Below are 25,279 nucleotides of genomic sequence, written 5' to 3'. Positions count from 1 at the left end.
CACCACGCGGGCGGGCACTCATCTACCGGAGGACGGACCCGCCACCCAGGCGGGCATTCACCCGCCCAATGACGAGACGAACCGCGTCGGCGGGCACCCGGTCCCGGGGTCGAGCACCACGCCCCGCTTTTGACGGATCGTCGGCACTGGTCCGGCGAGCCGCCGTCACCGGCCCGACGATCCGCCGGGCCCGCTACCTCCACCGCCGGCACAGCCCGGCCCGGGGACCGACTCGCCCGTCGCCCGGGCCCGGTGGCCGCTCACGTCGTGACCTGGTGCTGTGTCGCCATGGTCGGCCACCGTCGTGGCCGGACCGCCGCCCGACGCCGGCCGCCCCCGCGACCGGCTGTGGGCGTGAGCCGGGCGGCCCCCACCGCCCGACTCGACCTTCCATTCAGGCGGCCCGCCGCTTCAGCTTGCGCCGCTCCCGCTCGGAGAGCCCACCCCAGATCCCGAACCGCTCGTCGTGCCCGAGGGCGTATTCCAGGCATTCCGTCTTGACCTCGCACCGCGAACAGATCCGCTTCGCCTCGCGGGTCGAGCCGCCCTTCTCGGGGAAGAACGCTTCCGGGTCGGTCTGCGAGCACAGTGCCCGCTCCTGCCACTCCGGCGCGTTTCCGAGCAGGTCGGCCACCTCAAGCTGGCCGTCCATCAGATGCCTCCTTGTCGCGCACCGACGTCACCGCCGCTGCAACCCCCCACGCGAAAGGCGTGCTTGTCCGTCCGGTCCTATTTGTGCGTTCCGTGCGAACAACCCCATCGAAATTACACGCGTGTAATGCGTGCGCCGTCAAGCCGAACTTGATAATGGAGTCGCCCTCCCGACACGCCACCGGACGGTCACCCGGACCACCCGGCCCTCGCAACCTGCCCTATCGATTCAGACCCCGGGCGAGTAACGCCCTCTCCGGCGAGTTGCCCCAGATTTCTGCCGTGGCGTCGCCGCCCCGGACGCTCCCGCACAGCGCCGTCGACCGCTCCGGCCGGCCGGTCCTATCAAGATCATGAGCATGGTGGGGGACAGGTTAACGCGGTTGGGCCCGGATCGCTCACCGAGCCGGAAATACCGACAGCGCCCCGTCCACATTGTGGACGGGGCGCTCGGGTCGGTACGGTTGTCGTGGTGCTCAGGTCGACCTTGACGGGCTGGTCGGCCAGACGAATTCGGCGATCGAACCCCCGTTGACGGAGATCGTTCCGGCGGGCGTCTCCTCGTCCCACCAGACGGTATAGACACCCGCCGTCAGGTCCGGGTACACCGCGCTGTGGAACACCCCGTCCCGGACGATCCGCTCCCGTACGGCGGAGTGCGTCCGCACCGCACCGGCCTGGTCGACCCGGCTGATCTCGATCTCCCGCCCGTGCTGGTCACGTCCGGTGTAGATGATCAGGGCACCGGTGTCACCACCGACGTCGAGCATCACCGTGCCGCTCTCCGTCGGCCCGTACTGGTGATGATGGTGGTGGTGGTGTCCGCTCACGCCGCTCTCCGTCCGGTCAGGAGTTCGCCGCGGCCGGGTTGTTGAACCCGTCGTACGGCGTGCCGAGGAAGGGGAAGTCCCGCAGGAACGGCGCCGTCACGTCGGCGGCGCTCAGGCCGGGGGTGACCGCACCGGCCGCCGCGTCCGGCTTGAACTTCTTGTCCACCAGCGGGACGGTGACCCCGGCCACCGCCCGCAACGCGATGCTCACCACGTCGTCGACGACCCGGCGACCGTTGGGGAAACCGGCCAGGTCCCCGCCGAGCAGCCCGAACTGGTTCGGCTTGCTGCTCGGCCTGATCGCGGTGTTCAACCGCAGCATGTCGGCCTGCACGTCACCGGTGAGGTTGGTGAAGCCGTCGATCAGCCCCGACGGAATGCCGGTGAGCAGGATCGCCAGCAGGTCGGCCCGGGGCTTCTTGGATTTGTTCAGCGCGTCCAGGTTGGGAAAGACCCCCGGGTAGAGCACCGGCAGCAACGCCGCCAGCTCCGGCTGCTCGACGAACCGGGCGAACCGCTTGTCCTCGGTCGGCGGCAGCGTGTTCCACAGGTCCTTCTTGGACATCGGGACGATGACCTCGTTGAACAACGGGTTGCCCAGCCGGGACACCTGGGTCCACGGGCCGATCGCGGCGTCCGCGGCGACCCGGTCGCCGAGCACCCGCACCTGCTGCCGGGACGCCGTCGTCCACACCCCGATCGTCGAGGCGCGGTCGCCCACGCCGTACCGGTTGGACCTGCGGCGGACCTTGCTCAGCGGCACCTGCACCGCGATGCTGTGCACGTTCATCCGGTCCACCGAGTTGACCGGCTCACCCTCGGTCTTGAACAGCTTCTTGCCGGCCACGTGCAACTGCTGGAACGGCCGCAGCGTACCCAGGTCGAAGATCGCGCCCAGGTCGACGAAGAAGCCGTCCGCGCGCTGCCCGGCGAACACCTTCTCCCCCGTCGACAGCTTGTACGTCGCCTGCCGGACCAGGTCGTTGTACTTGGGGATGGACAGCGGCCCCACGTTGCACGGCGGGCAGGGCAGCTTGTTGGCGAGCACGTGCTCCTTGCCGTCGGTCACCCGGGTCAGCTTGTAGAACTGCCGCCGGTTCCAGTTCTTGCTGTCCAGCGACTCGATCGGCCCGGTGTTGTAGAGAAAACTGTTCTCGTTCGTGATCTCGGTACGGAATTCGAACCGGTAGGTCACGTCGGGATGGCCGTCACCGTCGTTGTCGATATGGATCTCGTACCGCACGTCGTCGCCGAACTCGAAGAAGTTCGGGCCGCCCGAGGGGAGCTGCAACGGCACGTAGTTGGCGATCAACGTCACCGAGTCGGGCCGTTCGGGGCTGACGAAGGCGTAGAGGTCGGAACTGTCGGCGACCGGGTCCTTGCTTATTTCCGGTGCTTCGCGGTGGGACGACATGGCGGACCAACCTTTGCGGGATCATGAGGAGTCAGGGCATGACGAACCGGGCGCGGGAGCCTGCGCCTGGCGGTGAAGAGGAAGAGGGCGGGCGGTTCAGGGCCACCCGGGACAGCGGGCGGGTCACCCCCACCCGGTGACGGCGGGCAGGTCAGACCGCCGTCGGACAGCAGACGGGGTCAGCCGCGCCCGGCAGCCCGGCGGAGCCGGTCCGCGAGCCCCCGGTCACGTACCTCGATCCGGGACGTACCGACGAAGACGTCCAACGTCCCCGACTTGGCGTCGCGCAGGTGGACCACGATAGGACCCTCCGCGCTGCTCGCCGACGGGGAGTTCTGCGCGGCCGACACGCCGGTCACCGTCAGCGCCGCCGCGCCCAGCGTGGCACTCGCCGCAGCGGTCAGTGTCTGCCGCCGGGTCAGTCGCGGCCAGGAACGCTTCCGCACTTCGCTCGTCATGGGGAACCTTTCCTCCGGCGGCGCGTGAGCGCGCGCGGTGTGGAGCGCGAGGTCGCCGGCGGCGGCCCTCGCCTCAACCGCCGCCGGCGAACACTGGTACGGCCCGCACGCGCGAAAGGTTCGATGTCATCGCAACGGATGACCGTAAGCGGTCGTCCGCTTGCGTGCCGGACGTCCCGCGGCGGCGGCGATCGCCCGCAACTGCTCCTCGGTACGCGCCGAACCGTTGCCCGAGCCGGCCATCCGGGAGATGGTCTCCTCCATCAGGGTGCCGCCCAGGTCGTTGCAGCCGCCCTGCAACATCGCCACGGTGCCCTCGTCGCCGAGCTTCACCCAGGAGCACTGGATGTTGTCGATCCGCCCGTGCAGCAGCAGCCGGGACATCGCGTGCACCACCCGGTTCTCCCGCCAGGTCGGGCCGGGCCGGGCGATGCCGGCCAGATAGATCGGCGCGTTGGTGTGCACGAACGGCAGCGCCACGAACTCGGTGAACCCACCGGTGCGGTCCTGCACCCCGGCGAGGACCCGGAAGTGCGCCAGCCACTGGCCGGGATGGTCGACGTGGCCGTACATCATCGTGGAGCTGGAGCGGATGCCCAGCTCGTGCGCGGTCGAGACCACCTCGACCCAGGCGGCGGCCGGCAGTTTGCCCTTGGTGAGCACCCAGCGCACGTCGTCGTCGAGGATCTCGGCGGCGGTGCCCGGGATGGTGTCCAGGCCGGCCTCGCGCAGCATCGACAGCCACTCCCGCACCGGCACGCCGGCCTTGGCGGCGGCGGTGACGATCTCCATCGGGGAGAACGCGTGCACGTGCATGCCGGGCACCCGGGCCTTGATCGCCCGGACGATGTCGGCGTAACCGGTCACCGGCAGCTTCGGGTCGATGCCGCCCTGGAGGCAGACCTCACCGGCGCCGGCCGCCCACGCCTGTTCGGCCCGGTCGGCCACCTGCTCGACCGACAACCGGAACGCGTCGGCGTCCCGTTCCCGCTGGGCGAACGCACAGAACCGGCAGCCCACATAGCAGACGTTGCTGAAGTTGATGTTGCGGTTGACCACGTAGGTGACGTCGTCGCCGACGGTGTCCCGCCGCACGTCGTCGGCGAGCCGGCACAGCTCGTCCAGGGCGGGGCCGTCCGCGCCGAACAGCGCCAGGGCCGCGTCGGCGTGCCGGGGCTCCAACAGCGCCGCCGGGTCGTCGGCCGCCAGCCGCAACCCCGCCCGCAGGTCACCGTCGGCACCCGGCACCGGCCCGCCCGACGCGGCGGGGCTCACCTTGCCGGCGACCTCCGCCCAGTCACCGTAGACGCTGTCGAAGTCGCCCCGCCGGTCGTCGGTGCGCCCGGCGGTGTCGATGGTGGCGTGCAGGTCGGTCCGGCCGCCACCGAAGACCTCCTCCGGCTCCTGCCAGGGGCGGCCCACCGGCCGGGCCGCCTCCACGGCCAGCCCGGTCGCCGGATCGGCGAGCGCGGTGACGTGCGGCGACAGCCGGGGATCGAGCCACGGGTCGCCGGCCCGGACGTACTCCGGGTAGATCGTCAGCCGCTCGCGCAGGGTGAAGCCGGACTTCTCGGTCTGCCGGGCCAGCTCGTCGAGCTGCGGCCACGGCCGCTCCGGGTTGACGTGGTCCGGGGTCAGCGGGGAGACCCCACCCCAGTCGTCGATGCCGGCCCGCAGCAGCAGGTCGTACTCGTCCTCGATCAGGTTGGGCGGGGCCTGGAGCCGGGCCTTCGGGCCGAGCAGCAGCCGGGCCACCGCCACGGTGGCCGCCAGGTCGTGCAGCTCGGCGTCGGGCAGGCCGCCCATCGCGGTGTCCGGCTTGGCGCGGAAATTCTGCACGATCACCTCCTGGAGGTGGCCGTACTCCCGGTGCGACCGGCGGATCGCGAACAGCGCGTCGACCCGTTCGGCCGGGGTCTCACCGATGCCGATCAGGATGCCGGTGGTGAACGGCACCCCCACCCGGCCGGCGTCGTCGAGCACCCGCAGCCGCACCGCGGGCTCCTTGTCGGGGGAGCCGAAGTGCGGGCCGCCCGGCTCCGACCAGAGCCGGGTGGCGGTGGTCTCCAGCATCATCCCCATGCTCGGCGCGACCGGCTTGAGCCGTTGCAACTCCGACCAGGAGAGCACCCCCGGGTTGAGGTGCGGCAGCAGACCGGTCTCCTCCAGCACCGCCACCGCGCAGGCCCGCAGGTAGTCCACCGTGGAGTCGTAGCCGCGCTCGTCGAGCCAGGCGCGGGCCGCCGGCCAGCGCTCCTCCGGCCGGTCACCCAGGGTGAACAGGGCCTCCTTGCAACCCAGCGCCGCGCCCTGCCGGGCGATCGCCAGCACCTCGTCGGTCTCCAGGAAGGCCGCCGGCAGCCGGTGCGGCACGGTCGCGAAGGTGCAGTAGTGGCACCGGTCCCGGCAGAGCCGGGTCAGCGGAATGAAAACCTTCTTCGAGTACGTCACCACGCCCGGCCGGCCGGCGTCGCGCAGCCCGGCATCCCGGACCTCCCCGGCGATCCGGAGCAATTCGTCCAGGTCGGCGTCCCGGGCGCTCAGCAGCGCGGTGGCCTCGTCGACGTCGAGCGCGCGCCCGGTGGCGGCCCGGCGCAGCGCCCGTCGCACGCTCGCCGAGGTCGGGCCGGGATCGGTGCGGTCAACCATCCGCCCAGCCTAGGCGCTGGCCGGGACGATCCGGCAGGCATGCGAGCCGGGTGTGACATCTCCCCGTCGGGTGCTGCCGCACCACCGTCCCGGCCGGGTCGGCACCTCGCGTCACAGCGGACCGGCCGGCCCGGGTTGGTGGCACCGCGCCGGCCGGGTCGGGCTCACGCCGTGGCGCGGACCGACCCGGCCGGGTGCGGCTCAGTGCGGGGTGTTCGGATCGTCCCGCCGGAAGGGCTGGGTGCGGTCCCCGTCCGCGTCGGCCGGGCCGGTGGTCGGCTCCGTGGACTGGCGCGGGATCGCCTGGGTCGGGTCGGCCGACGGAGGCTGCCCGAACGGCGGGGCGGACTGCGGAGCCCCGAACGGCGGGGCCGACTGCGGCGGGATGCCGGTCGGTGGCCCGGACTGCGGCGGGGCGGACTGCGGAGCCCCGAACGGCGGGGCGGACTGCGGAGCAGCACCGAACGGCGGCGCGGACTGCGGCGGGGCGAACCCGGGCTGGCCGTACTGCCCGGCACCGGGGTGACCCGGGGGCGGGTAGCCCTGGCCCGGGTAGCCACCCTGCTGCTGCGGCCAGCCGGGCTGCGGCTGGCCGTAGACGCCGGGCTGGGGCTTCGGCTTCGCGACGTAATAGAGGGTGCGCCAGATCCGGTAGACCACGAAGGCGGCCATCCCGAACAGCGCCAACCAGGCCGCCCGGGTAAGCATGCCGAGCAGGGCGTCCAGCACCTCGGCCTCGGCCAGCCGGCCGACCAGCCAGATCAGGAAGGTCAACACGCCGAACAGGGCGCCGAAGGCGTACTCGGCGAGGGCGACCTGGGTGAACTGCCGGGCCCGGCCGGACACCGGCGCGAGGTGGGTGACCAGCAGCACGGCCAACAACGGCAGCACCGTGGCCTCGACACCGACGAAGGCGAAGAACTCGCTCCCCGCCCGCCCCGAGAAGGTGCTGTAGTCCGACATCGGCACGAGCAGCCGGACGAACCCGACGAAGAGCAGCACGGCGTTCGCGCCGAGCAGGACGAGCGCGGCGAGTTCGCGCAGGGGTGCGGTGATCTGGCGGGCCTGCGACGCGTCGTGCGACGCGGGCTCGGCGGGGCTGGTCACGAACTCTCCCTCGGGGCGAAACGGACAGATGCCGACGTGAGCCTAGTCTCCCGGGCCGCCCGGCGGCGGCTCGCGTCCCGTACGGGAGGATGGACGACATGCGCATCGTGGTTCTGACCGGCGGGATCGGGGGTGCCCGATTCCTGCTCGGCGTCCGGGCGTACGCCCGCGAGGTGGGCGCCGAGGTGACCGCCGTGGTCAACGTCGGCGACGACCTCTACCTGCACGGCCTCAAGGTCTGCCCCGACCTGGACAGTGTCCTGTACACCCTCGGCGGGGGTGCCGACCCGGAACGCGGGTGGGGGCGGGTCGGCGAGAGCTGGACCATCAAGCAGGAGCTGGCGGCGTACGGTGCCGAGCCGGGCTGGTTCTCCCTCGGCGACAAGGACGTCGCCACCCACCTGGTGCGCACCACCATGATCAATGCCGGGTATCCGCTGTCGCAGGTCACCGAGGCGCTGGCCGCCCGCTGGCAGCCCGGCGTACGGCTGCTGCCGGCCACCGACGACCGGCTGGAGACGCACGCGGTGGTCGACCTGGACGGCGAGCGGCGGGCCATCCATTTCCAGGAGTGGTGGGTCCGGTACCGGGCGGGCGTGCCCACCGACCGGTTCGTCTTCGTCGGCGCGGACACCGCCAAGCCGGCCCCCGGGGTGGCCGAGGCGCTGGCCGCCGCCGACGTGGTGCTGGTCGCGCCGAGCAACCCGGTGGTGAGCATCGCCCCGGTGCTGGCGGTGCCCGGCCTGCGCGACGCGGTCGCCACCGGTCCGGCCCGGGTCGTCGGGGTGTCGCCGATCATCGGCGGCGCACCGGTGCGCGGGATGGCCGACCGGTGCCTGGAGGTCCTCGACGTCGAGTGCAGCGCCGCCGGGGTGGGTCGGCTCTACGGCGGTCGCAGCGAGGGTGGCCTGCTCGACGGTTGGCTGGTCGCGCCGGAGGACGACGGGGTGGCGGTGCCCGGGGTGACCGTCCGCGCGGTCCCGCTGCGGATGACCGACGAGGCGGCGACCACGGCGATGGTCCGGGCCGCGATGGAGCTGGTGTGAGACTGGAGATCCTGCCGGTGCCGGGCATCGGCGACGTGACCGAGGGCGACGACCTGGCGGTGCTGATCGGCACGGCCGCGCCGTGGTTGCGCGACGGCGACGTGCTGGTGGTCACCAGCAAGATCGTGTCGAAGGCGGAGGGCCGGCTGGTGGACGTGCCGGCCGACGGTCCGGAACGGCTCGCCGCCCGGGACGAGGTGCTGGCCGCCGAGACCGCCCGGGTGGTGGCCAGCCGGGGGGCGACCCGGATCGTGCAGACCCACCACGGCTTCGTGATGGCCTCTGCCGGGATCGACGCGTCGAACGTCGACAAGACCCGGCTGGTGCTGCTGCCGGTGGACCCGGACGCGTCGGCGCGGGCGCTGCGCGCCGCCCTGCGGGACCGCTACCGGGTCGACGTCGCGGTGATCATCAGCGACACGATGGGCCGGCCGTGGCGCAACGGGCTGACCGACGTGGCGCTCGGCGTCGCCGGGATGCCCGCCATCCGGGACCACCGGGGCGAGGTCGACCCCTACGGCAACGAGCTGCAACTGACCCAGATGGCGGTGGTCGACGAGCTGGCCGGCGCAGGTGAGCTGATCAAGGGCAAGTGCGACCAGGTCCCGGTGGCGGTGGTCCGGGGCTACCTGCCGTCGTCGTCGCCCCCGGCCGACGGTGGCCGGGCGCACCCGCCGGCCGGGGGCGACGGCCGGGACGACCGGCCGGCGGTCCGGCTGGTCGACGACGGGGCCGGAGCCGCCGCCCTGGTGCGGGAGAGCGCGTTGGACCTGTTCTCACTGGGCACCGCCGAGGCGATGGCGGCCGGGATGCGCGCCGCCGCGACGCTTGCCGACGGCCGTGGTGAGGCACCGGTGGACCCGGCGGCCGTCGACCGGGCGATCGCCGCGGTGGCCGAGGTGGTCGCCCCCGGCACCACGTTCACCCAGGTCACCGACGACGAGGTACGCGCCGGTCTCGCCGCGACCGTCGACGGCTGGCCGGTCGGGGCGAGCGGTCTGCTGCTCGGCGCGGCACCCACTCCCGTCGACCAGCCCGACCTGGTGCGTTTCGGCGTCGACCTGCACCGGCTGCGGATCGCGCTGGCCGCCGAGGGGATCCCGTCCACCCTGCTGCCGCCACCGACGGGCAGCATCGCCAGCGCCTGCCTGGCCCTCTGACCAGGCGTCAGGCGTCGAGCATGGCCCGGCCGAGCGGGGTCAGGGTGTGCAGCACCGTGTTGCGGTCGCGGCGGCTGACCAGCAGCCCGGCGTTGCGCAACACGGTGGTGTGCTGGCTGACGGCGGCGGCCGAGATGTGCAGCCGCCGGGCCACCTCGCCGGTCGTCGCACCGTCGTCGCTGACTTCCAGGACCGCCGCCCGGGTACGGCCCAGCAGCGCCGCCAGCGCCTCCCTACCGCCGTCGCCGGCAGGTCGGCCACCCTCGCCCGGGGGCGGGTCCAACCCGCCGAGCCGGTCGGCCGGATAGACCAGCACCGGCGGCAGCATCGGGTCGAGCAGGGCGACCGGGGTACGCGCACAGAAGAACGAGGGCACCAGCAGCAGCCCCCGACCGTCCAGGTGCAACTCCCGGCGGTTCGGATAGTCGAGGACCTGGAGGACCCCGGATTCCCAGCGCATCCCCGGCCGCAGGCTCGCCAGTAGTCCCTCCGCCCCACCGTCGAGCAGGGCGCGGGCGCGTACCGCCCGGTCGGCCTCCACGGCGGCCCTGATCCGCCCCCAGTACGGGTCGATCGCCACCGACCGGTACTGCGCCATCGACTCCGTCAGGTGGCGGAGGACCTCCGGCTCACCCCGGGCCAGCGCGGCAGCCGACGGCGGCAACGGGTTCGTCCCCGCCAGCAGGGCCAGGTCCCGGCGCAGCAGCCCGGTCGGGGTGGACCGGACGGCGTCCAGCCCCGCCTCGAAACCGTCGAGGCTCTGGTACGGGGTGAGGAAGTCGGGGAAGTAGCCGCGGGGCGGGTTCAGCGCGAACAGCAGCCGGAACTGGTCGGCGGCGGTCTCCCGACGCAGCCCGGTGGCCACGCCCCGCCGCCAGCCCGCCATCAACGGGTCGCGGGTCCGCCCCTGGAGCAGGTGCAGGCTGAGGACCGACTCCCAGACCGGGTCGGCGGCAGGGGCGACCCGGGTCCGGAGGATGTCCTCCTGGGAGAAATGAATGGTCAGCATCGAGCGCTCCTGGGGCGGGGCAGGGGGAGCCCGCCGACCCACTGAACTGTACCGGGCGGCACTTATCTCCACTTTTAAGCGTGGGCTGAAAGACCTCGACGCCCGTACCGTCGGTTGACATGCTCCTACTGCCTGGTACGACGCGTGGGGGTCTCCCCACCGTCCACCTGGTGGCCTGTGGCCCAGGGAGACGTGGGTCCGGGAGGCACCACGAGGGTCTGCGGCCCTGGTTCCGTGGAGGTGTCGCCCGGGCCCACCACCCGAGCGGTGGTCGGCTCAGCCGATCCAGAGCGCCACCCGATGATCCTCGTCGGTGACGTAGAAGCTGCGTCCGTCCACCTCGGCCACCCCCTCGACATTGTGGAACGGCGCCAACTCGGCCGCCACCTCACCCGCGATCCGGTCGTCGTCGGTCGGCTCCCAGCGGAACCGGACGTGCCGTGAGGTGACATCGCCACCGGTCGGATGGTCGTCCAGCAGCACCGAGCCCTTGCCGAGCGCGTCGATCGACCCGACCACCGCCGCGTACCCGCCGTCGGGCGTCGGGGTGATCGCGCGGAAACCCACCAGTGCACCGGGCGGCGTCACACCGGTCACCACATACGCCCGACCGGCGCGCGGCCAGCCGCCACCGGGGGTGAACATCTCCGGGATGCCGGCCAGCTCGACCAGGACCGGTTCCCCGTCCACGGTCACCGGGAATCGGAGCCCCAGCAGCACCGTCCCGTGCGGGGTGAACGTCGCCGCCTCCACGTTCAGCGGCAGGTCACCGTCGGCCAGCCGGCGTACCCAGGACTTGGCCCGCGCCGTACCCCGGGACACCGTCTCGCCGATGAACCGCTGGCGGACCCGCTCACCCGGCGGCAACGGGGTGAACGCCGCCTTGACCAGGGCGTCGTTGACCGCCCGGTGCACCCGGAACCGGTTGCGGACCACCTGCACCGGCAGCGTCCCGGTGGCGGCGTCGTCCTCCCGGAACCGGGCCACGAACGCACGGCGGGGCCGCAGCGGGCCGGCCTTGGAACCGAAGTGCGACCCGAAGACGTACACCCAGCCGTCGTGCGCGGCGAGCGCCTCACCGTCCTCGGTACGGCCGTTCTCGGTCCTCGCGTCGGCCGTCACGTGATGGGCGACCCACTCGCCGTCGGTGCGCTCCAGCAGCAGGGCGAGGCAGTGTTCCACCGGCCCCTCGTCGAGCACGGTCCAGAAACCACGGACGGCGTCGTACGCCCGCAGCAGCGACCGGGACCGGACCGGCAACAGGTCGCTGGCCTCGTTGCCGGCCACCACGAACTCCAGAAGTCTCAGGCTCACCGCGCCAGGGTACGGAGCGCACGCTCGTAGAGTGTCGGGATGCCCGACGCCTTCCCCGCCACCCCGGTCCCCTCCCCGGCCGGCACCACCGAGCCAGCCGCCCCCACCGAGCCGGGCGGGACTGCCGACCCGGGCAGGACTGCCGACCCGGGCAGGACTGCCGGGTCCACCTGCGCCAGCCGGGCGGACACCGCCACCCTGCCGGGCGGGACCAGCGGAGCCCGCCCCGGAGTGCCCGGCGACGGAAACGTGGCGCTGCACGCGGACGCGGTGGCGGTGCTGGCCGGTTGGACGCCGGCCGGGCCGGACGCCGCCGAGGCGCGGGACCGCACCCTCGCGCTCCTCGCCGCCGGCCCGGTCGCCCTGACCCGCCACCACCTGCCGGGGCACCTCACCGCGAGCGCGCTGATCCTCGACGCCGCCGGAGCCCGGGTGCTGCTCTGCCTGCACGGCAAGCTGCACCGCTGGGTGCAGTTGGGCGGGCACTGCGAACCGGGCGACGAGACACTGGCCGGGGCGGCGTTGCGCGAGGCCACCGAGGAGTCCGGCATCCCCGGGCTGGTCATCGATCCCGTACCGATCGACGTGGACATCCATCCGGTGGCCTGCCAGGGTGGTTCGCTGCACCACGACGTGCGGTTCGCGGTCTTCGCCCCGCCGGACGCGGTCGAGCAGGTCAGCGACGAATCCGAGGCGCTCGGCTGGTTCCCGACCGACCGGCTGCCGGAGCCGCTGGCCGGCGGGACCGCCAAACTCGTCGCGCCGGCCCTGGCCGTCCACGCCCACCGGGCCCGCTGACCGCCCGCTCCGACCCACGCCCGGGGGCGACCCGCCAGACGGCCGACCCGGGGAGACAGCCGACCCGCCCCCGGCGGTGGGCCCGTCCGGGCGGCCGGAAAGCCCGACGGTCGCAGCGGCATACCACCGGGCGGGGGTCAGGCCGCCCCGACAGTCAGACCAGCCCGTCCTCGCCCCGGGCCTTCAGCTCGTCGACCAGGGCCTTGACGTCCTGGGCCCGGTCGCGCGGGCAGACCAGCACCGCGTCGGGGGTGTCCACCACGATCAGGTCACGGACCCCGAGAGCGGCGACCAGCCGACCCGACTGCGGCACCACCACCAGGTCGTGGGCGTCGTGCAGCAGGACCCCGGGCTTGGCGTCGGTGCCCAGCACCACGTTGCCGGCCGGGTCGGCGGGCAACACCTCGCCGAGGGTGTGGAAGTCACCCACGTCGTTCCAGCCGAAGTCACCCGGCACGGTGGCGACCCGGCCGGCGGTGGCCGCGCCCTCCATCACCGCGTAGTCGACGGAGATCTTCGGCAGTGTCGGCCAGACCGCGCCGAGGACCTCGTCCTGCTCGGGGGTGCCCCAGGCCGCCGCGATCGAGATCACCCCGGCGTGCAGGGCGGGCTGCTGGCGGGCCAGCTCGGCGAGGAAGACGTCCACCCGCCAGACGAACATGCTGGCGTTCCAGAGATGCCGACCCGAACGCAGGTACGCCTCGGCGACCGACGCGGCCGGCTTCTCCTTGAACTCGGTCACCGGACGCAGCGGGCCGTCGCCGGTCGGCTCGCCGGTCTCCAGGTAGCCGTAACCGGTCTCCGCCCGGGTCGGGGTGATCCCCACCGTCATCAGCAGCCCCTGCTCGGCACCGCCGATCGCCGCCCGGACCGTCTGCACCCAGGTGGCCGGGTCACGGATCAGGTGGTCGGCGGCGAAGGAGCCCATCACCGCCGCCTCGTCCCGCCGGGCGATCACCGCCGCCGCCAGGGCGATCGCCGCGCAGGAGTCCCGGGGCGACGGCTCCACCAGGATGTTCTCCTCCGGCACCCCGCTCAGCTGCCGGGCCACCGCCGCCGCGTGGGCGGCCCCGGTGACCACCAGGATGTGCTCCGGTGTGGTCAACGGCGCGAGCCGGCCCACGGTCGCCTGGAGCAGCGACGCGTCGGTGCCGGTGAGCGGATGGAGGAACTTGGGGTGCCCCGCGCGGGACAGCGGCCACAACCTCGTGCCGCTGCCACCCGCCGGGATGACGGCGTAGAGCATCAGCACATCATGCCCGAACCGCCACAGGTCGGATGCCGGGTCCGCCGTACGGTCAGCGACCACTCAGGAACGCGCCCGGCTCCAGGCGGCGATGTGCACCTCGGCGCTGGACGCCCAGGTGAACTCCTTGGCCCGGTCGAAACCCGCCTTGGCCAGCGACAACCGCCGCTGCTCGTCGTCGAGCAGGGCGGCCAGGTCGGTGGCGATCTGGTCCGGGTCCTCACTGGTGTACGCGACCGCGTCACCGCCCACCTCGGGCAGTGAGAGCCGGGGCGTGGTGAGCACCGGCGCGGCGCAGGCCATCGCCTCCAGGATCGGCAGACCGAACCCCTCGCCGTACGACGGGTAGGCGGCGACCAGCGCCCCGCCAAGGAAGCCGGGCAGGTCGGCGTAGCGCAGGTAGCCGGGACGCAGCAACCGCAGGTGCGACGGGACCTCGGCCACCGCGCGGTCGATGTCCTCGTCGTGGCCCTGGCCACCGGCGATCACCAGGGCCGGCGGGTTCTCCCGATCGCCCACCGCCCGCGCCCACCCCCGGATCAGATTGGGTACGTTCTTGCGCGGCTCCTTGGCCCCGAGGAAGGCGACGTAGCTGCTGCCGGCGAGCCCGAGCCGGGCCCGCACCCGGGCCTTCTCCTCCTCGCCCGGGGCGTGGAAGGCACTCTGGTCGACCCCGTGGTAGGCCACGTCGATCCGGGTCGGGTCAGCGTCGAGCAGCCGGATCAACTCGTCGCGGGTGGCCTTGCTCGGCACGATCACCCGGCTGGCCCGGCGCAGCGACGTCTTGATCGCGCTGCGGAAGAACGTCCGCCGGGACTTGTCGTAGTGCTCCGGCTCGGTGAAGAACGTCGCATCGTGCACGGTCACCGTGACCGGGCAGCCGGCCCGCAGCGGGCAGGTGTAGAACGGCGAGTGCAGCACCTCGGCACCGACCTGCTGGGCGAGCAGCGGCAGGCCGGTCTGCTCCCAGGCGAGCCGGGCCGGGCGGTGGGCGACAGCGGCCGGGGCGGGGATCACCTCGGCCCCGGGCAGCATCCGGGTGTAACGCTCCAGGTCGGTACGCAGGCTCACCACGACCAGGTCGACCGTCTCCCCGCAGACTGTGCCGAGGGCTCCGAGCAGGCCATCGACGTATCTACCGACGCCGCCACGGTCGGCGGGGACACTCGTGGCGTCGATGAGCACGCGGGGCGGGCGACCGGCGGTCACGGGGCGACTCCTTGCACTGACTGGTCTGTGGGAAACAACACTCCGGGCAAGCCTACGCCGGAGCCCGGTACGGACGCTGACTCCGACCCGACCGTACGCCGACTTGTCATCGTCATCGAATACGGGCGACAGGGGCGTATCGTTCGCGCCGATGGCCGACAACATTGCCCGGGTGTTCGCCGCCGCGATCGCGGCCGACCCCGCCCGCCCCCTGCTGACCTGGTACGACGACGCCACCGGCGAACGCACCGAACTCTCCGGCGCGACCCTGGCGAACTGGGTGGCCAAGACCGCCAACCTGCTGGTCGACGAGCTGGCCCTGAGCCCCGGCGACCCGGCCGGGGTGCTGCTGCCACCGCACTGGCAGACCGCCGCCGTGCTACTCGGCTGCTGGTCGGCCGGGTTGACGGTGCGTGACGAACCGGGTGACGTGGACGTGCTCTTCGCCGCCGCCGACCGGGTGGCCGAGGTCGACGCCTGGCCGGCCGGCGACCGGTACGCGCTGGCGCTCGCCCCGTTCGCCGCCCCGCTGCGCGAGGTCCCCGCCGGCTTCGCCGACTACGTCGTCGAGGTACGCACCCAGGGTGACCACTTCACCCCGTCCGGCCAGGGTGGCCCCACCGACGCGGCCCTGCTGGCCGAGGCGGACGCCCGCGCGACGGCCCTCGGCATCGCCCCCGGCGACCGGCTGCTCATCGACGCGACCACCCACCCCGACCCGCGCGACTGGCTGCTCGCCCCGCTGCTGCGGGGGGCGACGGTCGTGCTGACCGGCAACCCCGACCGCTCCCGCTTCCCCACCCGCGCCACCACCGAACGCACCACCCACACCCTCCCCTGACCCCCACCCCTCCGCCCTGCTCCCACCCCACCCCCGCCGCTTCCTCCCCGCCCTCCCCGCCTCGCCCCGCCCTCCTCGCCCCTCATCGCCTCGCCCCGGTGATCAAGAGCTTTACGTCAAAATTCCGCCGACAAATGACGTAAACCTCTTGATCACCCGACCTCGATGGCGCTGGTGTTCGGTGATCAAGAGGTTTGGGTCAGAAACAGGGGGCGGATTGACGTAAAGCTCTTGATCACCGGGGCGAGGCGGGGCGGGCGAGGCGGGGCGGGCAGGGCACGGGGCGGGCGGGGCGGGCAGGGCACGGGTAGAGCGGGCGGGCAGGAGACGGGCAGGGCGGAGCCGGGGCAGGGGTGGGTGGGGTTAGGGGGTGGGGCGGGTTTGGGCGAAGGCGGCGAAGGCGGTGAGGGACTCCGGGTTGGCCAGGGCACCCTGGGCAGCTGCCGAGTCGACCGGAGTGCCGGTGAGGATCTTCTTGACCGGGACTTCCAGTTTCTTGGACGACAACGTGCGCGGCACTGCCCGGACCTGGTGAATCTCGTCGGGGATGTGCCGGGGCGACAGGGCGGTACGCAGCTCGCGGGCGATCTTGCGGCGCAACGCGTCGTCGAGTTCGAGGCCCTCGGCGAGCACCACGAACAGCAGCAGCTCCCCCGCCCCGCCCTCGTCGTCCTCCAGGTGCACCACGACCGAGTCGACCACCTCGTCGAGGCCCTCCACCACCGAGTAGAACTCGGCCGTGCCGAGGCGTACGCCGCCCCGGTTGAGGGTGGCGTCGGACCGGCCGGTGATCACGCAGCCGCCCCGCTCGTTGATGGTGATCCAGTCGCCGTGCCGCCACACCCCGGGATAGACGTCGAAGTACGCCTCCGTGTAGCGGCGACCGTCCGGGTCGTTCCAGAACCCCACCGGCATGCTCGGCATAGGCGCGGTGATCACCAGTTCGCCCAGTTCGCCGAGGACGGGGGTGCCGTCGGCTGAGCGGGCCTCCACCTTCGCACCGAGCGCCCGGCAGGTGATCTCACCGGCGTACACCGGTAGCAGCGGCACACCGCCGACGAAGCCGGTGCAGACGTCCGTCCCCCCGGACAACGACTGGAGCTGGAGGTTGGTGCCGACCGTGTCGTACACCCAGGTGAAGCCCTCGGCGGGCAGCGGCGCTCCGGTGGAGCCGACCCCGCGCAGCGCGGACAGGTCGGCGACGTCCCTGGGCACCAAGCCGGCCTTGCGGCAGGCCAACAGGAACGGCGCGGACGTGCCGAAATAGGTGGTGCCGGTCTCGTCGGCCAGCCGCCACAGCTCGCCCAGGTCGGGGTGGCCGGGGTTACCGTCGAACAGCACGATCGTCGCCCCGACGGCCGGCCCGGAGACCAGGAAGTTCCACATCATCCAGCCGGTGGTGGTGAACCAGAAGAACCGGTCGGCCGGGCCGAGATCGTGGTGCAGGGCGAGCATCTTGAGATGTTCGAGCAGGATGCCGCCGTGCCCGTGCACGATCGGCTTCGGCAGGCCGGTGGTGCCCGAGGAGTAGAGCACGTAGAGCGGGTGGTCGAACGGGACCGGGGTGAAGGTCAACGCCCCGTCGGTCTCCGCCGCCAGGTCGGCCCAGCTCAGGCTGCTCTGTGGTACGCCGCCCGGCGCGGCCTCCGCACCGCCGACGGCACCACCGGGCAGCGCGGATGCCGGGGCAGCGCCGTCGGAACCGGCCGGAGGGGCAGCGCGGTCGGAACCGGCCGGGGCGAAGCCGTCGGGGCCGGTCGGGTGCAGGTAGGGGATGTGGACGGTGTGGGTCAGCGACGGCAGGGCGGCCCGGATCGCGGCCACCTCGGCCCGCCTGTCGACCGGCTTGTCGCCGTACCGGTAGCCGTCCACGGCCACCAGGACCTTCGGGGCAATCTGCTGCCAGCGGTCGACGACACTCCGGGTGCCGAACTCCGGGGCACAGGACGAGAAGATCGCCCCGAGGCTGCTGGTGGCCAGCAGCAGCACGTACGTCTCGGGGATGTTCGGCGCGTACGCGGCCACCCGGTCCCCGGCGACGACGCCGAGGCGGCGCAGCCCGGCCGCCACTCGACGGACCTGTTCGCGCAGCTCGGCGGCGGTCAGGGTGACCGGCGGGCGGGTCTGGGAGTGGGCGACCACCACCGGGTCGTCATCGGCGCGGCCGGGCAGCCGCAGCACGTTCTCGGCGTAGTTGAGCGTCGCGCCGGGGAACCACCGGGCACCGGGCATCGCCGCATCGGTCAGGGTCGCCGTCGGCGGGGTGTGCGCCACCACCTCGAAGTGGTCCCAGATCGAGCGCCAGAAGGCGTCCAGGTCGGTGACCGACCACTGCCACAGCGCGTCGTAGTCGGCGAAGTCCAGCCCCCGGTGCTCCCGCAGCCACCGCAGGTAGCCACCGATCCGGGACCGCTCGCGTACGTCCGCCGGCGGCGTCCACAGCACGTCACCCACCGCTCCACCCTCCCTGAGGCCCACACGGCACTGTGCCCGGCCATACCGCCATCTTGCCTACCTCGCAGCGCCATCATCCACACCGGGGCCCACCACGGAAACGTGCCCCGCGCACACAATCCGTCCCCACCCCCGCTGCCGAGTCCGGCTCAACCCGCTGATCAAGCACCCATCTCCCACTGATCCAGCTGACCCATCGACCAGACCCCGTTGATCAAGAGGTTCGGGTCAAATTCCAGCCCGAACCTGACGCATACCTCTTGATCACCGGACCGGCACATTCCGCCCCGGCCGCAGCGACGGGCTGGCGCCGGTGATCAAGAGGTTCGCGTCAACATTGAGCCGATACCTGACGTATACCTCTTGATCACCGGGCTGGGACGCCCAACGCCGGGTGCAGCCGGGGGCTGGGGGGTGGTGATCAAGAGGTTTGGGGCAGGACTGGGCGCGGAGCTGACGTAAATCTCTTGATCACCGGGGCGGGAGGGGGAGCCGGGGGGCAGGGGTGGGAAGGGGGAGCTTGGGGGACGGAGGGGGTCAGGAGGCGCGGTGGGCTTGGATGGCGCGGCGTTTGGCCAGGCGGTGGGCGCGGCGGATCTCGGCCTCCTTGTAGCGGCGGTGATCGTCTGGGGTCTCCGGGAGGACGGGGCGGACCGGGCGGGGGGCGCCGGCCACGTCCACACCGACGAAGACCAGGTAGGCGGTGGCCACCCGGACGGGTTCGTCCTCGGCCGAGTCCCAGCGCTCGGCGACCACCTTCACCCCGACCTCCATCGAGGTGTTGCCGGTCCAGTTGACCTGGGCGTGGGCGTGCACCAGGTCACCCACCCGGACGGGCTCGGAAAAGACGATCTCGTCGATGGAGGCGGTCACCGCCGTACCGCCGCTGTGCCGGGCCGCCGCCGCCCCGGCCACGTCGTCGACGAACTTCATCAACACCCCACCGTGCACGGTTCCGTACAGGTTGACATCGACAGCGGTCATGATGCGACTCAGCGTGACCCGGGAGTACGACGTCGGCTTGCCGGGAGGGGTGGTGGGGTGCTCGGTCATGGCAGAAACGGTACGGTGCGCCAATGCGACATCTCTGGAGCTTCCTCGCCGGGCTGGTGGTGGCACCCGTCACGTGGGTGCTGATCACCCTCGGGCAGGACGGGTCGGGCCGGACCGTGGACCGCTGGGTGGAGATCGGCACGTACAACACGGCCAACCTGATCGAGCCGACCGTCTACCTCGGCGTCGCCGGTATCCTGCTCGGCCTGGTCGGCACGCTGCGCACCTCGCCGCTCGGCCCGCTCGTCGCCGGGCTGCTGCTGGTCACCCCGTACGTCGGGATGTTCATCGCCCCGTTCACCGTGCTCGACTGGATCCCGAGCGGCTGGAAGGTGCTCGGCGACCCGCTGCCGCTGCACCAGCCGGTGCAGAACGGCACCCTGTTCCTGATCGGCGTGCTGCTGCTGATGGCCGTGTTCAGCGCCCAGCGGTGGCGGCGCTGGCCGCAGCCGGCGACCGGGACGGAATCGGCCCCGGCCGACTACGACGACCCGCCACCGCCCAGCTATGCCACGAGCGACTGGCCGCCGGCCGGTCCGCCCGCCCGCAGCGAGCCGGACACCGCGCCGCTCACCCTCGGCTACCCCGACCTGGACACCCCCACCGAGCCGCTGCCCCGGCGGGCCGGCACCGAGTCGCCGTGGTCCGCCCCGCCGCGCTACGGGGCCAAGCCGGAGAACAGCCCCGACAACCGTTGACCGCTGACGGGTGGGCCGGCACGACTGGCCCACCCGATCATCCGGTACGGCTTCTTCACGGCCGAGCCGTTGTCAGGACGGCTCGGCCCCCTCGGGCGGTGACCAGGGATCGACGGGCAACTCGTAGACGAGTCGGTAACGGTCACCAGGAAACACGATGTCGGCGGTTTCCACTGCGGTCCGCCCGGCGAAGTAGGTGCGCTCGACTTCGATCACCCACCTGCCGCCGCGCCGGTCGAGTTCGAGGGCGGCAGCTTCCTCGGGCATCGCCTGCCGGGTCGTCACCTCTTCCACAAACCGGTCGACGGCCACACCGATGAAGTCCATCCGAGCGACCACGCCGATGATCGGACCTCGCTCGGGGTACTCGATCGGCGTACCGCCGGTGAGGGCCAGCGGCTCGTACGAGTCGGCAAGTTGTATCGGGACTCCGTCGGCCAGGTAGCGGTACCTGGTGTGCATGACGACGTCGCCGGGCCGGATGCCGAGCCGTTCGGCGATGCGGGGCGTCGCGGGGATCTTCTCGCTGTCAGACTCCCAGCTCGGTTGCTTGCCTGCGGCTTCGCTGTCCCGGGCGAACGGTGACGTGCTGCCGATGCGGTTGCGCAGGTCCCGAGAGTGGGCGCGACGCACGAGCGATGTGCGGCTGCGGACGTAGTTGCCCGATCCCCGTCGGCCTTCGATGAGCCCTTCGCTGCGGAGCATGGTGAGGGCGTGCTTGATGACGGTGCTGGAGAAGCCCCAGCGCTGCTGGAGTTCCCTCTCGGTGGGCAGCTTGTCCCCAGAGGACAGTTCACCGCCAAGGATCCGCTGTCGCAGGTCATCCACGACGCGCTGATAGTTGGGCGGCTCCCTGCCGGTCATGGATGACCCCTCCACGTGGACACACCTACTCACGGTCAAGTCGACCACGTCTCCGCAGGCGCAGCAAACAATGTCAAACGTTCATGATCCGAAAGTTAGCACAATTAAATCCTTTACTGATCCAGAGTTAGTGCGCTAACTTTCGGTAGCAGTGCAGGAGCCCTCACTCAGAGCTATCTGCGCAGCTCACAGCCCCGCTTACCGAAGGTAAGAGTGATCATGAGGTCTGAAGTGGTATCGATCGTGTTCGGGGGCCTGGTGCCGGGCTTTCTGGTCGGGCTGCTGGCGTTCCGGGTCAAGTCGAGGTGGTGTCCGCGCTGCGGGGAGTCCACCACCGTGGCCGTACCCCCGCCGGTGGAGCGGGACCGGTGAACCGGCCGGCGCTGACCGACGTCGACGAGCTGCCGATCGGCCGGCGGGTGGCCCGTTGGCGGGTACGCCGCCGGATGACCCAGCAGATGCTCGCCGACCGGCTCGGCAAGTCGAAGAGCTGGGTGGACAAGGTCGAACGCGGCGTACGCAGCCTGGACCGCTACTCGACCGTCCAGGAGATCGCCGAGGTGCTGCGCCTCGACCCGGCCACCCTGCTCGACCCCCGCAGACCGCTACCGCCCGTGACCGCCGGCCTCGACGGTGTCGACGCGGTCCGCGCCGCCCTGGCCCGCTACCACCACCAGCGTCCGACCAGGACGGTGTCGCCCGACGAACTGGGGCGGCATGTCGCGCACGCCTGGCTCACCTACCAGCACGCCCACTACACGCAACTGCTCCGGGCCCTGCCCAGCCTGCTCGACGCCGCCCGTGCCAGCCCGGGACCGCTGGTGGCCGCGTACCGGATCACCGCATCGGTGCTGGTCAAGCTCGGTGAGGCCGATCTCGGTTGGCTCGCCGCCGATCGGGCCGTCGCCGCCGCCGTGGGGGACCCCGTCCGCGCCGGCACCGCGACCATCGTCGTGGCCCAGGCGCTGCGCGCGCTCGGCCGCGACCGGCTCGCCCTCACCGCCGCCGTCGCCGCCATCGGCACCGCCACCCACGACGCGGTACGCGGGACGCTGTTCCTCCAGGCCGCGCTGGCCGCCGCCGGCTGTGGTGACGGCCGCCGCGCCGACAACCTGATCGACCACGCCACCGTCCTCGCCAACCGGTGTACGAGCGGCGACGACCCGCACCACACCGCGTTCGGTCCCGCCGCCGTGCTGCTGGCCCGCTTCCTGACCGCCCTGCGCCTCGGCGACACGGCCGTGGCGGTCCACCACCACGAGAAGGCCATCGGGCGCGACGACTGGCGTCGGCTTCCCGTCGAGCATCGGGCCGCGCACCTCGTCGACGCCGCCCGCGCCTACCTCGACGCCGGTGACCTCGCCGCCGCCGGTCGTACGCTGGTCGAGGCCGACACCATCGCGCCCGCCGAGGTCCGCTACCGCCCCGCCGCGCGTACCCTCGTCGCCGAGATCGCCCGCAGCGGCCCGCCAGCCGCCGACGTGGCCCGCCTCGCCACCACCGTCGGCCTCACCCGCTGACCCGCCAGCAGCCGCACATCGAGATCGTCGGCAGCTCACGGAACTTGACACCCACTTCGCACCTTGCCTGTCAGGTGCGAAGCAGGCGTCCGGAACGGAGGAGCAACGAACCCGGCGGTCAGTCCTTGAGCAACTGGCGGGCCATGACGATGCGTTGGACCTGGTTGGTGCCCTCGTAGATCTGGGTGATCTTGGCGTCGCGCATCATCCGCTCGACCGGGTAGTCCCGGGTGTAGCCGTACCCGCCCAGCAACTGCACCGCGTCGGTGGTGATCTCCATCGCCGCGTCCGAGGCGAAACACTTCGCCGCCGCCCCGAAATAGGTCAGGTCGGCGTCGCCGCGCTCCGACTTCCCGGCCGCCGCGTACGTCAACTGCCGGGCCGCCTCCAACTTCATCCCCATGTCGGCGAGCATGAACTGCACCCCCTGGAACTCCGCGACCGCCTTACCGAACTGCTTGCGCTCCTGCACGTAGCCCTTGGCGTAGTCCAGGGCCCCCTGGGCGATCCCGACGGCCTGCGCGGCGATGGTGACCCGGGTGTGGTCCAGGGTCCGCATCGCGGTGCCGAACCCGGTCCCCGGCTCGCCGATCATCCGGTCCGCCGGGATCCGCACGTTGTCGAGGTAGACCTCCCGCGTCGGAGAGCCCTTGATGCCGAGCTTCTTCTCCGGAGCACCGAAGCTCACCCCCGGGTCGGACTTCTCCACCACGAACGCGGAGATCCCCCGCGACCGCGCCGCCGGGTCGGTCACCGCGAACACCGTGTAGAACTCCGACACGCCGGCGTTGGTGATCCACCGCTTCACCCCGTTGAGCACCCAGTGATCACCATCACGCACCGCCCGCGTCGTCATCGACGCCGCGTCACTGCCCGCCTCCGGCTCCGACAGGCAGTACGAGAACATCCCCTCACCCGAGGCGACCCGGGTCAGGTACCGCTGCTTCAACTCCTCGGACCCGGCCAGGATCAGCGGCATCGTGCCGAGCTTGTTCACCGCCGGGATCAACGACGACGACGCGCAGACCCGCGCGACCTCCTCGATGACGATCGCGGTGGCCAGGGCGTCCGCGCCGGCACCGCCGTACTCCACCGGGATGTGCGGGGCGTGGAAGTCGGCGGCCCGCAGCGCGTCGTACGACGACTGGGGGAACTCACCGGTCTCGTCGGCCTCGGCCGCGTGCGGGGCCACCTTGGCGGCACAGACGTCGCGGACCGCCTCGCGGACCGCGTCGTGCTCCTCGGGCAACCGGTAGACGTCGAACGTCTGCTCTGCGGCCATGTCGACCCTCCCATTTCACGGCTATCATGCGCAGTCTGTGACGTCCCTCAGGCCGCCGACTGCCGCGGTTGAAGAATAGCCATCGCGACCTCCGTCATGTTACCGACAGGTAGGATCACGCCGCACGGCCCCCGAGAGCGCACAACTACGCTGACCGAACGACAGGTTTTTCCATCGGTGCCCGGCCAGGCGCCGCAGCCGATTGCGACGCAGTGAAGCGCCGCCAGCGCGAGCGGAGAAGACAGGCGTGACGATCCCGTACCCGAACATCCAGCCGGCGCCGACCATCTCCCCGGTGACGCCCCCCTCGGGTGCGCCGCGCCCCCGGGTGACCTTCCTGGGCACCGGCTACCTCGGCGCGACGTACGCCATCTGCTATGCCGAACTGGGCTACGAGGTGCTCGGCTTCGACGTCGACGCCGACAAGATCGCCAAGCTGAACGCGGGCGAGGTGCCGATCCACGAACCGGGCCTCGACGAGCTGCTACGGCGTAACCTGGCCGCCGGCCGGCTGCGGTTCTCGACCGACATCGCCGAGACCGCCGACTTCGGCGACGTGCACTTCATCTGCGTCGGCACCCCGCAGCGCGCCGACGGCATGGGCGCCGACCTGTCGTACGTCGAGGCGTCGGTGACCGCCCTGGCCCAGCAGCTGACCCGCAAGGCGCTGATCGTCGGCAAGTCCACCGTCCCGGTCGGCACCGCCGAGTGGGTGGAGCAGCTCGTCGGCAAGCACACCCCGACCGACCTGGGCGTCGAGGTGGCCTGGAGCCCCGAGTTCCTCCAGGAGGGCTTCGCCGTCGACGACGTGCTGCGCCCCAACCGGATCGTGGTCGGGGTCAAGAGCGAGTGGGCCAACGCCATGCTCTACGCCGCCCACAAGGGCGTCTTCGACCTGGCCGCCACCGAGGACCGGGAGGTCCCGCTGGTGGTCACCGACTTCGCCACCGCCGAACTGGTCAAGGTCGCCGCGAACGCCTTCCTGGCCACCAAGATCTCCTTCATCAACGCGATGGCCGAGGTCTGCGAGGCCAGCGGCGGCGACGTCACCCAGCTCGCCCGCGCCATCGGCTACGACCCCCGGATCGGCAACCGGTTCCTCCAGGCCGGCCTCGGCTTCGGCGGCGCCTGCCTGCCCAAGGACATCCGCGCCTTCCAGGCCCGCGCCCAGGAGCTGGGTGCCGGCGAGGCGCTGCGGTTCCTGCACGAGGTCGACCTGATCAACCTGCGCCGCCGCACCCGGGTCCTCCAGCTCGCCGCCGACCTGCTCGGCCGCCGCTCCGGCCCGGCCGGCCCGGACTTCTCCGGCACCCGGATCGCCGTGCTCGGCGCGACCTTCAAACCCAACACCGACGACGTCCGCGACGCCCCGGCCCTCGCCGTCGCCGCGCTGCTCGCCAAGGCCGGCGCCGACGTGCACGTGTACGACCCGCAGGGCACCGAGAACGCCCGCCGGGTCGCCCCGGAACTGGTCTTCGAGGACAGCGTGAACGACGCGGTCTCCGGGGCCGACCTGGTCTGCGTACTCACCGAGTGGGCCGACTTCCGCAACGCCGACCCGGTGGCCCTCGGCGAACTGGCCGCCGGGCGCAAGGTCGTGGACGGCCGCAACTGCCTCGACGCGGCACTGTGGACCCAGGCGGGCTGGGAATACCGGGGCATGGGCCGCCCCTGAC

22 protein-coding genes are annotated in these 25,279 nt (G+C 72.2%); 8 read left to right on the top strand and 14 right to left on the bottom strand.

Annotated elements, in window-relative coordinates; genetic code table 11:
- Positions 1 to 394: 394 nt before the first annotated feature.
- The 6 genes from J7462_RS25025 to J7462_RS25000 all read right to left on the bottom strand — a co-directional run bounded on the left by J7462_RS25025 (position 395) and on the right by J7462_RS25000 (position 7,109).
- Positions 395 to 652 carry a WhiB family transcriptional regulator gene (locus J7462_RS25025; protein ID WP_007455784.1) on the bottom strand — a complete coding sequence of 86 codons (258 nt, stop codon included), beginning with the start codon at positions 650 to 652 and terminating at the stop codon, positions 395 to 397.
- Between the two features lie 475 nt (positions 653 to 1,127).
- Entirely contained in the window at positions 1,128 to 1,421 is a 294-nt protein-coding gene (locus J7462_RS25020) for a phospholipase (RefSeq protein WP_219470688.1), read from the bottom strand.
- A gap of 76 nt (positions 1,422 to 1,497) precedes the next feature.
- On the bottom strand, positions 1,498 to 2,895 hold the full coding sequence (locus J7462_RS25015) for a DUF4331 domain-containing protein (RefSeq protein ID WP_208570297.1): 1,398 nt from the start codon (positions 2,893 to 2,895) through the stop codon (positions 1,498 to 1,500).
- Between the two features lie 179 nt (positions 2,896 to 3,074).
- Positions 3,075 to 3,353 (bottom strand): hypothetical protein, encoded by a 279-nt coding sequence (locus tag J7462_RS25010; protein ID WP_208570296.1) that lies wholly within the window; start codon positions 3,351 to 3,353, stop codon positions 3,075 to 3,077.
- Between the two features lie 126 nt (positions 3,354 to 3,479).
- Positions 3,480 to 6,002, bottom strand: a complete 2,523-nt coding sequence (locus J7462_RS25005) for a bifunctional FO biosynthesis protein CofGH (protein ID WP_219467350.1) — start codon at positions 6,000 to 6,002, stop codon at positions 3,480 to 3,482.
- A 201-nt stretch (positions 6,003 to 6,203) separates the two neighbouring features.
- Positions 6,204 to 7,109, bottom strand: coding sequence for a hypothetical protein (locus J7462_RS25000; RefSeq protein ID WP_219467348.1), 906 nt, complete (start codon positions 7,107 to 7,109; stop codon positions 6,204 to 6,206).
- A gap of 98 nt (positions 7,110 to 7,207) precedes the next feature.
- Between J7462_RS25000 and cofD the strand changes: the two genes are divergently transcribed.
- Both cofD and J7462_RS24990 read left to right on the top strand, forming a co-directional pair.
- The gene (cofD, locus tag J7462_RS24995) at positions 7,208 to 8,155 is read left to right on the top strand and encodes a 2-phospho-L-lactate transferase (RefSeq protein WP_219467346.1); all 948 of its coding nucleotides are present in this window, start codon (positions 7,208 to 7,210) and stop codon (positions 8,153 to 8,155) included.
- Positions 8,152 to 9,315, top strand: coding sequence for a coenzyme F420-0:L-glutamate ligase (locus J7462_RS24990; protein ID WP_219467344.1), 1,164 nt, complete (start codon positions 8,152 to 8,154; stop codon positions 9,313 to 9,315). The genes cofD and J7462_RS24990 overlap by 4 nt, the downstream gene beginning before the upstream one ends.
- A 7-nt stretch (positions 9,316 to 9,322) precedes the next feature.
- Here J7462_RS24990 and J7462_RS24985 read toward each other — a convergent pair whose 3' ends face one another.
- Together J7462_RS24985 and J7462_RS24980 are read right to left on the bottom strand one after the other, a co-directional pair.
- Positions 9,323 to 10,324 (bottom strand): helix-turn-helix transcriptional regulator, encoded by a 1,002-nt coding sequence (locus J7462_RS24985; RefSeq protein WP_219467342.1) that lies wholly within the window; start codon positions 10,322 to 10,324, stop codon positions 9,323 to 9,325.
- A gap of 276 nt (positions 10,325 to 10,600) precedes the next feature.
- Complete coding sequence (locus J7462_RS24980; protein ID WP_219467340.1) at positions 10,601 to 11,638, bottom strand: DUF4185 domain-containing protein; 1,038 nt, start codon at positions 11,636 to 11,638, stop codon at positions 10,601 to 10,603.
- A gap of 231 nt (positions 11,639 to 11,869) precedes the next feature.
- Between J7462_RS24980 and J7462_RS24975 the strand changes: the two genes are divergently transcribed.
- Positions 11,870 to 12,436, top strand: a complete 567-nt coding sequence (locus J7462_RS24975; protein ID WP_308291129.1) for an NUDIX domain-containing protein — start codon at positions 11,870 to 11,872, stop codon at positions 12,434 to 12,436.
- Positions 12,437 to 12,590: 154 nt separating this feature from the next.
- Here J7462_RS24975 and J7462_RS24970 read toward each other — a convergent pair whose 3' ends face one another.
- Together J7462_RS24970 and J7462_RS24965 are read right to left on the bottom strand one after the other, a co-directional pair.
- Positions 12,591 to 13,682: a mannose-1-phosphate guanylyltransferase gene (locus J7462_RS24970; protein WP_219467337.1), complete on the bottom strand. Its 1,092-nt coding sequence runs from the start codon at positions 13,680 to 13,682 to the stop codon at positions 12,591 to 12,593.
- 63 nt (positions 13,683 to 13,745) lie between these two features.
- Entirely contained in the window at positions 13,746 to 14,891 is a 1,146-nt protein-coding gene (locus J7462_RS24965) for a glycosyltransferase family 1 protein (protein ID WP_219467335.1), read from the bottom strand.
- Between the two features lie 151 nt (positions 14,892 to 15,042).
- Between J7462_RS24965 and J7462_RS24960 the strand changes: the two genes are divergently transcribed.
- Entirely contained in the window at positions 15,043 to 15,732 is a 690-nt protein-coding gene (locus J7462_RS24960) for a TIGR03089 family protein (protein ID WP_219467299.1), read from the top strand.
- A gap of 363 nt (positions 15,733 to 16,095) precedes the next feature.
- On the opposite strand, the gene J7462_RS24955 is transcribed toward J7462_RS24960, so the two are convergent.
- Positions 16,096 to 18,186, bottom strand: a complete 2,091-nt coding sequence (locus J7462_RS24955) for an acetoacetate--CoA ligase (RefSeq protein WP_219467296.1) — start codon at positions 18,184 to 18,186, stop codon at positions 16,096 to 16,098.
- Positions 18,187 to 18,723: 537 nt separating this feature from the next.
- Positions 18,724 to 19,239 (bottom strand): acyl-CoA thioesterase, encoded by a 516-nt coding sequence (locus tag J7462_RS24950; RefSeq protein WP_091248315.1) that lies wholly within the window; start codon positions 19,237 to 19,239, stop codon positions 18,724 to 18,726.
- Between the two features lie 23 nt (positions 19,240 to 19,262).
- Here J7462_RS24950 and J7462_RS24945 point away from each other — a divergent pair, with 23 nt between their 5' ends.
- Positions 19,263 to 19,937, top strand: a complete 675-nt coding sequence (locus J7462_RS24945) for a hypothetical protein (RefSeq protein ID WP_208570975.1) — start codon at positions 19,263 to 19,265, stop codon at positions 19,935 to 19,937.
- 72 nt (positions 19,938 to 20,009) lie between these two features.
- On the opposite strand, the gene J7462_RS24940 is transcribed toward J7462_RS24945, so the two are convergent.
- Positions 20,010 to 20,801, bottom strand: a complete 792-nt coding sequence (locus J7462_RS24940; protein ID WP_219467293.1) for a GntR family transcriptional regulator — start codon at positions 20,799 to 20,801, stop codon at positions 20,010 to 20,012.
- Between the two features lie 219 nt (positions 20,802 to 21,020).
- On the opposite strand from J7462_RS24940, the gene J7462_RS24935 reads away from it, so the two are divergent.
- Together J7462_RS24935 and J7462_RS24930 are read left to right on the top strand one after the other, a co-directional pair.
- Complete coding sequence (locus J7462_RS24935; protein WP_208570977.1) at positions 21,021 to 21,173, top strand: hypothetical protein; 153 nt, start codon at positions 21,021 to 21,023, stop codon at positions 21,171 to 21,173.
- A complete protein-coding gene (locus J7462_RS24930; RefSeq protein ID WP_308291019.1) occupies positions 21,170 to 22,321 on the top strand; it encodes a helix-turn-helix domain-containing protein in 1,152 nt (383 codons plus the stop codon). Before J7462_RS24935 ends, J7462_RS24930 begins: the two co-directional genes overlap by 4 nt.
- A gap of 118 nt (positions 22,322 to 22,439) precedes the next feature.
- On the opposite strand, the gene J7462_RS24925 is transcribed toward J7462_RS24930, so the two are convergent.
- Positions 22,440 to 23,603 carry an acyl-CoA dehydrogenase family protein gene (locus J7462_RS24925; RefSeq protein WP_219467291.1) on the bottom strand — a complete coding sequence of 388 codons (1,164 nt, stop codon included), beginning with the start codon at positions 23,601 to 23,603 and terminating at the stop codon, positions 22,440 to 22,442.
- 247 nt (positions 23,604 to 23,850) lie between these two features.
- Between J7462_RS24925 and J7462_RS24920 the strand changes: the two genes are divergently transcribed.
- Complete coding sequence (locus tag J7462_RS24920; protein WP_208568510.1) at positions 23,851 to 25,278, top strand: UDP-glucose/GDP-mannose dehydrogenase family protein; 1,428 nt, start codon at positions 23,851 to 23,853, stop codon at positions 25,276 to 25,278.
- Position 25,279 lies beyond the last annotated feature (1 nt).

Source organism: Micromonospora sp. RL09-050-HVF-A, assembly GCF_019374995.1.
GTDB classification, from domain to species: Bacteria; Actinomycetota; Actinomycetes; order Mycobacteriales; family Micromonosporaceae; genus Micromonospora; species Micromonospora antibiotica.
This window is presented reverse-complemented; position numbering and strand designations above follow the sequence as displayed.